The sequence below is a fragment of the Pseudoalteromonas aurantia 208 genome (assembly GCF_014858725.1).
GTDB lineage: Bacteria > Pseudomonadota > Gammaproteobacteria > Enterobacterales > Alteromonadaceae > Pseudoalteromonas > Pseudoalteromonas aurantia.
The window spans coordinates 563,852-576,758 of the sequence record NZ_AQGV01000012.1 but is presented as its reverse complement, the minus strand read 5'-3'; the positions used below and the strand labels follow the sequence as shown (position 1 = coordinate 576,758).

General features: G+C 40.0%; 7 protein-coding genes. 2 read left to right on the top strand and 5 right to left on the bottom strand.

Annotated features, from left to right (window positions below; genetic code table 11):
- Nucleotides 1–26: 26 nt before the first annotated feature.
- A complete protein-coding gene (locus PAUR_RS06625; protein WP_192507008.1) occupies nt 27–617 on the bottom strand; it encodes a CBS domain-containing protein in 591 nt (196 codons plus the stop codon).
- A 412-nt stretch (nt 618–1,029) separates the two neighbouring features.
- Between PAUR_RS06625 and PAUR_RS06620 the strand changes: the two genes are divergently transcribed.
- A complete protein-coding gene (locus tag PAUR_RS06620) occupies nt 1,030–1,986 on the top strand; it encodes an FHA domain-containing protein (RefSeq protein WP_192507007.1) in 957 nt (318 codons plus the stop codon).
- 30 nt (nt 1,987–2,016) lie between these two features.
- Here the strand turns inward: PAUR_RS06620 and PAUR_RS06615 are convergent, their stop codons facing one another.
- The gene (locus tag PAUR_RS06615; RefSeq protein ID WP_192507006.1) at nt 2,017–2,535 is read right to left on the bottom strand and encodes an Mpo1 family 2-hydroxy fatty acid dioxygenase; all 519 of its coding nucleotides are present in this window, start codon (nt 2,533–2,535) and stop codon (nt 2,017–2,019) included.
- A gap of 162 nt (nt 2,536–2,697) precedes the next feature.
- Between PAUR_RS06615 and PAUR_RS06610 the strand changes: the two genes are divergently transcribed.
- Nucleotides 2,698–3,993, top strand: a complete 1,296-nt coding sequence (locus PAUR_RS06610; protein ID WP_192507005.1) for an amidohydrolase — start codon at nt 2,698–2,700, stop codon at nt 3,991–3,993.
- A 190-nt stretch (nt 3,994–4,183) separates the two neighbouring features.
- Here PAUR_RS06610 and recD read toward each other — a convergent pair whose 3' ends face one another.
- The 3 genes from recD to recC are packed head-to-tail and all read right to left on the bottom strand — an operon-like array spanning nt 4,184 to nt 12,874.
- Entirely contained in the window at nt 4,184–6,049 is a 1,866-nt protein-coding gene (gene recD / locus PAUR_RS06605) for an exodeoxyribonuclease V subunit alpha (RefSeq protein ID WP_225738395.1), read from the bottom strand.
- Between the two features lie 47 nt (nt 6,050–6,096).
- Nucleotides 6,097–9,630, bottom strand: coding sequence for an exodeoxyribonuclease V subunit beta (gene recB / locus PAUR_RS06600; protein ID WP_192507003.1), 3,534 nt, complete (start codon nt 9,628–9,630; stop codon nt 6,097–6,099).
- A complete protein-coding gene (gene recC, locus PAUR_RS06595) occupies nt 9,617–12,874 on the bottom strand; it encodes an exodeoxyribonuclease V subunit gamma (protein ID WP_192507002.1) in 3,258 nt (1,085 codons plus the stop codon). Before recC ends, recB begins: the two co-directional genes overlap by 14 nt.
- Between the last annotated feature and the right edge of the window lie 33 nt (nt 12,875–12,907).

Sequence of the window (12,907 nt, the reverse complement as noted above, 5' to 3'; positions counted from 1 at the left end):
ATTTAGGTTGGGTTTCCAGCCTGAATCTAAGCAATCATTTCTTGATGAGCATAGATTATCGAGAATATATCTTTAAATGAATGCGCTTTTTGTAAAATATTAATCGGAATATGCAGCGATCTCGCAATGTCACTGGCGGAAATCATCCCTCGTAACCCTCCTTCCTCATCCACTAACAGCACATGTTGATGACCTAACTCTTTTAATGTTTCTATTACATCACCAATTTTTGCAGTTTGCACCATTGAGTACGACATTGCTTGTAAATCTGATTTTTGCGTCATCAAATCCTCAACGGTTAAATCACTTCTAGCTTGGTTTCGTTGTTGGGCAACACTGAGCACTTTTCTTCCTGTCAAATCTTTGGAATTGATTACTCCTAAAAATGTATCATCATGATCTACAACTAATTTCGAGCGAACATGGCCATTTACCATCATATACAGAGCATGATCAATATCCACATCTTTAAGTACGACCTGAGGTACTCTGCGCGTGAAGTCAGTGATCACTTTAACCGCACAGCTTGACAACTCTAAACGCTGAGAATCAAACTGATCACAAAATAGATATTTTCCGTCAAGCTTTACGGTCTGTAATTTCTTATACTCACCCATAAAAACCTCTTTTATTTTCACATTAAACAACGCTCTTAAAAATATGGTTCACCAGTAGCAATAGTGCAAGGAGAGCAATATTTAAACGGTGTAATCTTGTGTAATAGCAAAGTAATAATAAACATTCTAAAATCATGATCGTTCGATCGAATTTATGCCCAAATTCGATTGGTAAAAAAACAATGCATTTCAGTACTATGATTTTTTACCGCGAACATGCTCATTAACCACTGTTAACTCAGAGATTAATTAGCAGCTTCCCTCAATGATGGGACCCACTTTTAATGTGGGTCTTTTTTAAAATCACCTAGGGGACTCTACTAATATGTTTTTAAATGAAAAATATTGTAGAATATCAAATTAACTTATAGTCCGAATAAACGTGGTGTAGACGAACATTTAAGGAATATGAATGGCTTACCTCATAGATGAACACAAATTAGAAAAGATATACCTGAAGAGCTACCACACAATTGGGCGCTACAAGTTTAATGTTGATACGTTAATTGACCAACCAGGTGTTTCTCGACATCATGCAATAATTGAGTTAGCGCAAGGGAAATGGCTCATTCGAGATGTAAGTACCAATGGTATATGGATTAATGACAAAAAAGTAGATAAAAACCTACCTTATCAGCTCTGTGAAAATGACAAAATTGACTTTGCAGCACAAGGACAAAACTCATATGTTGTGGCCAATCTCAGCGATGATTGTCAATACTTAGTGTCACAAACCAATAGCAAACAAGTCATTGAGGTAAAAGACCAAGCGTTACTGCCTAATTCGGACGACCCTACGCATATTATCTATTTTGACAATGTATTAAATTATTGGTTTTTAGAAGACCTAAATACCAATGATCGCCAAGCATTAATTGATGGTGGCTTAGTAAGCGCCTTTAATGATCAATGGCTCTTTTATTCAGCTAGTACGGCTGCTATGACTAAGCATCTTGATAATCAACCCACTGTCAAACCTTGTGGATTAACCTTCAACGTCAGTCAAGACGAGGAAAGTACACAACTTTCTGTAGAACTAAGTGGTGAGAGTGTTGATTTGGGCACTCGTACCCATCACTATTTACTGCTATTACTTGCTAGAACACGGATACAAGACAAACGTGCCGGTAACGACTTGGATGAGCAAGGTTGGCTATACCGTGAAGAATTAGTCAAAGCACTTGGTGTGCAAATGAATCATATGAATATCATGGTACATAGAGCAAGAAAGCAGCTCTGTGATGCCGGTGGTGAGGTAAATCCTGAGCTTGCGTATTTAATTGAAACAAGTAATGGCCGAGTTCGCTTAAATAGCCAAGATATTACGATCATCAAAGGCCGTAAATTAGAAACTCGCATCACCATTTAAAATTCAATATGCACTAAATAGTGTGTAAGCTTATGAGCCTCCTCGGTAAGGGCCTGAAATTGATATTATTTCTTTTTCAAGCTCTTTAAATAAGCCTAATTTAAAGAGCATTTCCACAACAACAAATAAAGGTCCTATTACTAACCCCATTAAATCATCTACAAAAGCAGGCTTTTTACCTTCAAAGTAATGACCAACAAATTGAATCCCCCAGCCAACAATAAAAAATAGAAAACCTAAAGTATAAAACAAAAATAGACCGTCACTTAATAGATAAAAGTAATACTCTGCGACAATATACCCACAGGATAATAAAGCAGACATGAGAATGCCGAGTACGATATTTAGTTTTAAATAAAAAAGACTCACGATGATAGAGATACACAAAGCAGGTGTTAACACTATGCTTTGCAAGGATAAAATGGGGACATATAATAGCCAAATAACCGCCAATACAATTAAAGGCACCCCCACAAAGTGAGTCGCTATATTTCTCACATCACGATGGTAGTGTGCATATTGGCTTAGATGTTCTAAAAGAGTTTTCATTGTTATTGTGCTTTTGAGTTAATACTTTAATTCGTTAAACCATACATCGTTTAATTTGTCAATTGTAACTTTAACGCAAATTACTTGAATTACGCTCAACTCACTGTAAATTAATAAAAGTTTCGTATTTAAAATGACAAGAATAACAATAGGAATATTTATATGTGGTCATTATTAACGGTCATTTTCTTAGCCCTGTTAACGGGTTTCATTAACACAACACACGCGAGTGAGCTTAAATCAATAGAAAAGATTAATAATGATGTCATCACATGGCGTCGTCATCTACATCAATACCCAGAACTGAGTAATCGTGAGTATAAAACCGCCAAGTACATTGAAGACCATCTAAGAAACTTGGGCTTAGAAGTCAAAACCAATATTGCACACACCGGTGTTACTGCGATCCTACACGGTAAAAATAAAGGGCCACTTATTGCGCTACGAGCAGATATGGATGCCTTACCCATTACCGAGCTTGTGATGCTCCCTTTTGCATCAAAACAAACGACACAATACCGTGGGCAAACAGTGGGGGTTATGCATGCATGTGGTCATGATGCACATGTCGCTATTTTAATGGGTGTAGCCAGCCGGTTAGCTGCGCAAAAAGATCACCTGTCTGGTTCTGTTATGTTTATATTCCAACCCGCAGAGGAAGGTGTTCCTGGCGACGAAGAAGGTGGTGCAGAGCTCATGCTCAAAGAAGGCATTTTCGCTGAAAATAAACCGGATGCTATATTTGGCCTTCATGTCACGAATAGACTAAATACCGGCACAATAGGCTACCGAAGTGGCCCTCTCATGGCCAGTGAAGACTCATTCACAATTAAAGTACAAGGAATACAAACACACGGCTCTCGCCCATGGAATGGGGTTGATCCTATTGTAACCTCTGCGCAAATAATCATGGCGACTCAAACGATTGCGTCAAGACAAATCAATGTTACCAAAGCGCCTTCTGTTATTTCATTTGGCGCCATTAATGGAGGGATCCGCTCTAATATTATTCCTGATCATGTTGAGCTGGTCGGCACCATTCGCAGCTTTGATCAGGGCATGCGTAAAGACATTAAAAAGCGATTGACGAATACTGCTCGATTAGTCGCTGAATCTGCGGGTGCTGTCGCTCATACACATATCGACCATGGCTACCCTGTAACAATTAACGACCCAAAACTCACAGCACAGATGTTACCGACATTACAAAAAGCCGTCGGTGACAAAAATGTCATCGAAATGGATTTAATTACTGGTGCTGAAGATTTTTCTTACTATGCATTAGAAACCGCTGGGTTATTCTTTTTCTTGGGAGTAACCCCTGAAGAACAAGACCCCACGCTCTCTGCAAGTAACCACTCTCCGCACTTTTATATTGACGAAAAAGCACTTTCCATAGGCGTTGAATCTTTAACTAATTTAGCAACTGACTATTTAAAAAATAATTCACGCTATTGATGCCGATACAATAAATACAGAAAAATACCGCCACGCACAACTAGAGCATGGCGGTAATTATAAAACCACTGGGCAGTGGATCCGGGGGCAAGGGGTCCAAATAAACACTCATTGCATAATCTAATTCGTCACAGTGACTTACCGTTAAATGTAGAACACACATCAAAAAAAACAAGTTTGCATCATTAATTTAACGAGTTAGCAACCTCTCACGTAAGCCCGAACACCGAGAAACAGACTTAACCATTGCCATATGCAGCACCTTTGGCTGAGCAATCAACTCAAACTTATGCTTTGCACGCGTTATTCCAGTATAAACAAGCTGCCGATTTATACCTCTAGAGGCCCGTTGCTTTGGTGGTAATATCATGGCTGTATGGCTAAATTCAGACCCTTGAGATTTATGTATCGTCATCACAAATACACTACTATGATTCGGTAACCTCGCAGGATAAAATGAACGATGCTCGCCTTGTTCGTCAATAAAAACCGCTTTCAATTGCCCTTCCTCATCGGGTAGTAAAATTCCAATATCTCCGTTAAACAATTTTAGCTGGTAATCATTTTTCGTGATCATTATCGGTAAACCAGCATAATAACGGCCGCTAGGATTAATAAGACCTTGAGAGGATAGCTGTTGCTCTATACGCTTATTTAATGTTTTAACACCATATGGCCCTTCCTTTACAGCTGCTAGTAATTGATACTGACCAAACGCATGGTGAATATCTACAGGGTTGGCACCTTGATGCATGAGTTCTAAGTACGTTCGATATTGCATTGCTGCACGTATGATTAATGCCGTATATTCGTGCGTGTTTAAATCAAACAGTGCTAAATCTTGATAACCTTGCTCTATAGTATGCGACAATTGCGCCCGACTATTATTGTTCACCGAAAACGCGAGCTGACCAATGCCGCTATGACTATCGAATCGATGGCTTGTTTGTAAGAATGCAATACTATCGGCCAAGCAAAATTCACTCTCTCGTGGATGTAAATACGTTTGCCCCTCAAAGCACAACTCATTTAACTGAGCTGTCAATGATTCACTATAAGGTGGCTGCTCCCCTAGTGTAAGCCCTTGGCACAAATCACTTAGCACGCTTCCCGTATCCACTGACGTTAGCTGGTCCTTATCGCCCAGTAAAATGAGTCGTGCATGTGCAGGGATTGCTCGAACCAATTTAGCCAGCAAAGACAAATCAACCATCGATGCTTCATCCACAATCAAAACATCTAAGTGCAATTGATTATCTGCGTTAAACCGGTAGCGATTACTATTTGGAATAACACCCAATAACCGATGAATTGTTTGCGCATGCTCTGGGATCAAGTTACTCACCTCAGGCATCAAGTTCAGTTTTGCTTTAGCGCCTAGTATTGACTCACTTAAACGCGCGGCAGCTTTTCCAGTTGGCGCAACCAGCTTAATTGTTAAGGGTGCTTGGTGGTATAGTGACTGTAAAATCGCTAGTAACTTAGTAACTGTGGTTGTTTTACCTGTACCAGGTCCCCCTGTTAATACACAAAAACCTTGTGTAGCAGCCATCGCGCAGGCTACTTTTTGCCAATCAACTTCACCTGTTGATAAGCTTGTCACCCCAAAATAGTCAGTTAATAGTGCTGTTAATCGGCTAGAGTCTACTGAAATTTTCTGAGCTTGCATTTGCTTAAAGCGCTCAGCTAAAGTCACTTCATAATTTGCCAATCGGCTCAAATACAATCGTTGTGCGAACAATTGTAATGGTTTGTCTTCTCCAACAGCATGGTGATTTACTAAACCTTGCCATATTTTCTTTGCTGTGGAACACGCCCATGGGGTCATTGGTATTGTTTCATCCATGAGCTCCATCACGAGAGAAAAAGGGTTATTCCAATCAATATCTGTAAATGCCAAACAACTGTGCTGATTTTGCTCTGCCTGCAGTAACAATAAAATCAAATAAAAAATATCATTTATCTCGTTTTTATTCAGTAGCTTTGCGAGTGCAATATCACTATGGCGAATTCGCCCCTGTGCAATTAAATAGTTCAGATAGAGGCCATGGTCCATAACACATTCAGGCTCGCCACCTGCGGCAAATAAGTCTAACTGGCTCATCACAAAGTTCCTTCAGAAAATAATGCATCTAATGACATTAATTGCGGTATCGTTAACTTATTAAAGAATACGCCCGACGCATCTGGTAAAGCCCTTAAAAATAAATAATACACACCACCTAAATGCACATTAGGGTCATAATCTGGAAGACGCTGTTGTAACAGCCGATGTAATGCAACAGAATAAATAAGATACTGTAAGTGGTATTGATGTGCGTCCATTGCAGAGCGTAAGTTGTCTTTTTGATAATCTAAAGCACTATCTCCCAAGTAATTCGATTTATAGTCCAATATAAAATACTGCCCATTATGGATAAATATTAAATCAATAAACCCTTTGAGTAAGCCTTTAACCTGTTCAAACTGTAAATGACTACTTTGCCCTGTTATTTCTAACAGTAACTTATTAAGCATTGGAGCATTCAGTGGGGCCAGAGGTAAATAAAACTCCATTTCCACCAAACAATCCGCAGGAGTCAAAGCAGCTAAGTTAAGATTCGTTTCTTCATTTAATGTGCATTCTAAACATGCAGAGATCCATTGCTCCGTTGTTTTTTGCCACTGTTCATCGATTCTATACTTCAATAAGCTTTGTTCCACTGCGTCTGATAAGGGGATTTGAGCAGAATTCGAAGGCGACTCTGGCTGTGTAAAATCAATCAACTCAAAAATCTCATGCAAACAACTACCGGGTTTGGCACCTTTGGGAAAGCTATAGGCAGACGCTGCAATCATTGAGTGTTGCTCAGGTAAATCAAGCTGATGATTCTCATCTAACGCGCCTAATGGCCGCTCATCATTATGTGCTTGATAGCTTAGTTGACTAAAACTGGTCGCTCGCCATTGCCTGTCTATTTTGGTTTTTACGTTTTTAACATGTAGCGTGTTGTGCTGTTCAACCTGAACGCCTATTTTTTCAATATCCTCTGTATCATCAATAAAATCACATGCCGTATCTGGATGTGCTGTACAAAACTGCACTAATTGCTCGTGCCACTGCTGAGCATTTACAAATGACTGTGTACCAAACAATACAAAACCGAGCCCAGTGTGATTGATGCCTGGCTTTTTGGTCCGCCCGGCTGCAATATTAAACAGGCCAATATCACAATGATGTATTGCACGTGTAACAGCAACATAAAGTAAACGTATATCTTCAGCAAGACGTTCTTTTTCGGCCTGCGCGCGTTGCTCATCGTCAGGTAATACACTGTATACGAGCTTTTGATTGTCATGATAAACCACATCGCTAGCCTCTCTGTATGTGGTTGCAAAAGGCATATACACGATGGGGTATTCCAACCCTTTCGACGCATGCATAGTGACAATTTTCACTAAGTCAGCATCACTTTCTAGTCTAACTTGTGCGGCGTCTTGTTGTGCGTCGCTACATTGTGCTGAAAACCAACGTAATACACGCAATGTGCCATCCAATTCAATTTGCTTTTGCTGCAACAATTCCGATAGATGACGATAATCTGTTAGCCATCGCTCAACCAAATAATCATTACTTTTCCACAACCTAGGCAGTTGATTATCCATAAGCAGCTGCTCTAACATTGCCATTGCACCCTGCTTATGCCAAATACGCTGTAACTGGGCAAACTGATCTAAATAACATTGCCATGCAGTTTCTTGCTCACGGAGTTCATAAATCTCCTGATGATGTAAGGAAAACAGTGGGCTTGCTAATACCCCTCGTAACGCAGCTTCATCGTAGCTACCATGTAACACGGTTAAAAACTGTAAGAGCGCTAAAGCAATGGGTTGTTTAAAAATACTGTCTCTCGCTAAATACACACTGGCGATAGCATGGTGTTGCAAGGCCGATTTGATAATACTCGCTTCAGCTCTATCTCGTACCAGTATACAAATATCACTTGCTTTAACCGCGACATCACCAATATTAGCCTCCCCTTGTGCTGCTTGGGTTAGTAGCAACGTGATTTTTTTAGCAAATATAGAACTTAGCGACTTTAAAGCAACCGCTTTACTGGTCGTCGCGCTGTCGTCTTTTAAGACACTAAACGTTAGCGCATTGTGTGCTTTACCCAACACCATTAAACGATTTGACTCACTCTTTCCCTTTGCGGCAACTTTCACAAATGGAATGGATTGATTAAAAATAAAACTATGCTCATGGGCGGAAAAAATACCATTAATCGCGGTAACCACGCCTTGTGCAGATCGGTAGTTCGTAGAGAGGGTATATTTTGCTTGATCACTGACTCGTTCTTTTGCCGCCATATAAGTGAATATATCTGCGCCCCTGAAACCATAAATCGCTTGTTTAGGATCTCCTATCATGGTCAACGTGGTGTTATCTTGATCTTGGTAAATACGATTGAAAATACCATATTGCGTGGGGTCAGTATCTTGAAACTCATCAATCATAGATACCGGATATAAGGTTGCAATTTTAGTGCGTAATATGTCTCCTTGCTCTGCCAACAACGCATCGTGTAAATTACTCAATAAGTCATCTGGCGTAATTAAACCATGCTTTAGTTTATGCGCACGAAGTAACTCTTTCACCGTTTTACTAGCATGTTGTAATATTGCCAAAGGTAACCCTTGGCTTAATTGCGTATGTAACCGAGCCATACGACTAAACTCAGTCAACATTGAATGATTGATTAACTGACCATTTTTTTTGTAATACTGCGAGTCTTGTAATGTCTCTTCGGCCCACAAATTAAATGAATGCTTCGCTGTACCGAATTCAAAATACCACGGCTCATTATCACAATAATCTCGTAATGCATTGATATTTGCAGCCCGCCCAGGGGCTTTATTTTTTGCTAAATCAGAACCAGTTAATACACTGAAAAAATCACTCGTCAATAACTTTTTCTTAAAAGAAACTGCCCGTGATTGATAGTCCTTACGACAATTAAGTACCGCTTGTAAATCAAATTCAGGCGTAACACTTGCGCTTCCCTTGTTCAGTATTTTCATTACTTTAGAGACCAAAGCATGGGGGCTTGAAAAGTGCTCTAACACCGCAGATGTGGTGTCTTTATCTAATGGATAAACAAACCCTCGCCAATAGTCCTTTACCGCCTCAATAATCAATTCAGATTCGTCTAAAATGAATTCAAGATTAAATGCGACTTTAGACTCAAAAGCATGTTGCTTCAACATTCGTTGGCAAAAACCATGAATGGTGAATATAGCCGCTTCATCCATAGATTTAGCCGCGGCATCTAACAATGCAAAAGCAGCATGCTGATCACTCACTTGTGCAAGTATTGCTGTTATCAACTCATCTTCACAGGGAGCACCTAACAATGCATCACGGGCGGTAATAATACGATTACGCACACGCTCTTTAATTTCTTGCGTTGCTGCTTCGGTGAAAGTCACAACCAAAATTTGATCAACACTTAACGCCATTTGCGTATGATCTGTTTGTAGCCCGAGCAAGCAGCGTAAATATAACCCCGTTATGGTATACGTTTTTCCGGTGCCAGCGCTCGCTTCAATTAAACTCTGTCCAAATAATGGCATCGTTTGAGGATTAAGTATCTTCATACTTTTTCTCCTGTGCAAGTTCAATAATTGCGCTCAGCAATTGTTGACTCAATTGGCTAAACTCTACTTCTACATCAAATAAATTTGAAAAGTTCAGCGCTACATAAGGGTTCTCACATTCTCCAAAACCAACATACTGCCCACCAGCAAATTTATTAGCCGCTTTATGTATGTCTTTCGAACTCACAAATTCATATCCAGAATTAGGAAAGAATGGCACGGGTTCAGTTAAAGCATGCTGATAAAAATCAAACCACTGTTGTACATAGTTATAAGCGACTTCTTCCTTTATTGGAGAAAAAACAACTTGCTCATCTAACCCGTAAATATATGTGCTCACCGCTTCACCTTGACACTGCGCAATACAGTGCATTAAAAAGCCTCGGATCTTATCTTTCGCTTTGATACTCGCGCTGCGATAAAACACCTGCTTGTTGCCATACAAAGCATCCAACCAGCCTAATAAAATACAATTTGATATCGTGAGTTTTACCTCTACAGGCGCTCTGTGGTCTTTTAATAAAGGTTTAATTTGACTAACCATGGGCGCAATTCGTCGATTCAACTGCTCTAATTGAATTGCCCCTACATGCGCCTGTGGTAGATTACCGCGCTGTAATAATTGCTTATCATTAATTGTTTGCTCTGCCAATGACAAAGCTAACAACTCATCCAGATAATAATACCGGTCTAAGGTGTCAAGTAAAAAGGGCTCTTCATCCTTATCTTGCATCATAAGCTGGGGTAATCGAAGACCCAAACTTTGCTGATAAAATGCTTCTTGCGGGTTCATAACAGTGCGTAAAAATTGAAGCAATTCAACTTCACCTTGCACAGCAATATTGAGCGGTTCTGGCACCTGTTTAGACAAAGGTTCTTGATTGACCAACCAGACAGGGTTATAGCTTTGCAATGGGTTATCATTGCAATAATAACTTGGATGAAAAGGTTGCAGCGGCGATTTATATAATAAATGTTGTGACGGCTTTGTCGTATTATCTTCATAGCAAAAGCTCCGATCTAAATACTCAAACAGCTCACTGACTAATACCGATGGCATTTGTGGCTCATTATTAAAACATGACCGGCCAACATAGCTTAAATATAACGACTCTCTCGCACTTAATAAGGCTTCTAAAAACAAATAACGATCGTCTAACTTACGTGAACGATCTCCTTTTTGACGATGTGAATAAGGTACAAGATCAAATCCAATAGGCTGTACTGAGCGAGGGTAATCTGCGTCAGTAAGGCCCAATAAACACACGACTTTGAAAGGTACTGCGCGCATTGGCATTAGGGTACAAAAATTAACTGGCCCCACTAAAAATCGTTGACCAACTCCCTTTTCTTGTACACCCTGCTTGACCAAGTAACTGATCACTTGGGCCGAAACAGTGTCTTGCATATCAAGATTATCATCATGTTTACCCAAATCATCAATCACCTTCTCAAGTGTGAGTAAATCCCAACTTTGTTCAGCTTCCTGATGATAAAATTCCGTGACCATATCTCGCAACACTTGCGCTTTACTGTTCAATCGGGTGCGTTGTGACAAGAGTTCTTTATACTTCGATAAACTTTCAACAAAATGAATTAATTTACTGAGTGTATTAACCGCCATGCCTTCAACTTGATCAGCTGGAAAAATATGATTAAATTCAGCCTGTTCATCTGCACTAGTTATTCCGAGTAATAAACGATGCAGCCCATGTTGCCAAGTATTTAACACCATTGCAGGCAATTCATGCTCTTGCTTGTGATCCGCATCGAGCCCCCACTTAACACCCACTTGATCTAACCAATACTTAAGTTGGTCAAATTCACTATTTTCAAGACCAAACTGTTCTGCTATCGGAGTAACGGCCAATAAATCGATGATATCTGACACGCCAAAACGGCTAAATGGTAAATTAACCAGCGTAATGAACGAGCTCAAAATAGGCTTTTCTTGCTCAATAGCTAAATCAGCCAAAGCGTAAGGAATAAATCGCTCACCACCAGCCCCGCCAAATACCGCTTCAATGTAAGGACTATAGGTACCGACATCCGGCATCATAACTATAATATCTTTGGGTGATAATGCGGGATCTTGTTCAAACAACCTGAGCAGGTGATCATGCAAACATTCGACCTCTCTCAGCGGAGTATGGCAATTTTGTAATAAAATAGAGCGATCATCAATTGCAATGGGCAACTTACCTTCGTCATTAATAAACCACGCTTTATCATCAGTCAACGACTCTCCTTTAAAAGCCAGTTGGTACACTTCACCTTGGACTTTACCCAGTAATGTTTCATCAAAGTCATCCACAAAACCATCAAGCCACTGCGCATCTAATTGTATAAGTTGTTCAAAATAATCTCGTCCTAACTTTCCCCATGAAGATAATAGTGGGTTACCGATAAAGTAATACTCACCTTGCTGTGCGTCTACTTCTGGCTTTTTAGCATATTTCGCCTCAATTTTCGCTTGTGTTTTCTCATCGACCAAATCTCCCCAATAGTGCTCACTGGGGTTAAAGAAAAATAACAAAATCGTTGTTTTAGTTGCTAGCGCCTGAAAAATTTCTAACTGACTGGTTGCCATTGCAGATAAGCCAAAAATACTGATCCTTTCAGGTAAATCTTCTGGTTTAGCACTAGCTAGTGCAGCCACAAGCTGAGTATGCATATTCGCGCGATGGTAGTCACTTTGTTGTAAGCTTTTGGTATGACTCACTAAACGACGCCATAAATCTGGCTGCCATAATGCAATATTGACGTCTACATCTATCAATGTATCCACGCCTGAATCCCAAGTGCTAAGCCATTGCGGCCGATACATTAAATATTGGTCATAAACATCGGCGATTTTTTCACACAAGGAAAATAATTTTAGGCCATGTTCATCATCTTCTAAATATTGTGATAACTCTTGATAACGCGTATCAGACAGGCATGCCGGTAAAATAGTGACGAGTTTCCACGTCATATTTAATTTGTTATAGGGTGACTCGCTTGGCACATTCGGTAAAAATTGTTGATACAGTTGCCAAATAAAACTCGAAGGTAATGGAAAGTCGATCTGCGCAGCCACCCCCAACGCCTGACTCATGCCAATTTTAAGCCATTGAGACATACCTGGTGACTGCACTAACACAATCTCTTTTTTAAACGGAGAACTCAGAGGTGCTGTTTTAAGTACCGTATGGAATTGCGTTTGCAGCGCTTCCATACGGTTTGATTGAATTACATGCAACATTGTGTGCCAAACCTAAATCATAAGCTGCATTAA

Excerpts from the sequence above, each read along its gene's own strand:
- PAUR_RS06625 (WP_192507008.1), bottom strand. The coding sequence starts at position 617 with ATGGGTGAGTATAAGAAATTACAGACCGTAAAGCTTGACGGAAAATAT.
- PAUR_RS06620 (WP_192507007.1), top strand. The coding sequence starts at position 1,030 with ATGGCTTACCTCATAGATGAACACAAATTAGAAAAGATATACCTGAAG.
- PAUR_RS06615 (WP_192507006.1), bottom strand. The coding sequence starts at position 2,535 with ATGAAAACTCTTTTAGAACATCTAAGCCAATATGCACACTACCATCGT.
- PAUR_RS06610 (WP_192507005.1), top strand. The coding sequence starts at position 2,698 with ATGTGGTCATTATTAACGGTCATTTTCTTAGCCCTGTTAACGGGTTTC.
- recD (WP_225738395.1), bottom strand. The coding sequence starts at position 6,049 with ATGGACCATGGCCTCTATCTGAACTATTTAATTGCACAGGGGCGAATT.
- recB (WP_192507003.1), bottom strand. The coding sequence starts at position 9,630 with ATGAAGATACTTAATCCTCAAACGATGCCATTATTTGGACAGAGTTTA.
- recC (WP_192507002.1), bottom strand. The coding sequence starts at position 12,874 with ATGTTGCATGTAATTCAATCAAACCGTATGGAAGCGCTGCAAACGCAA.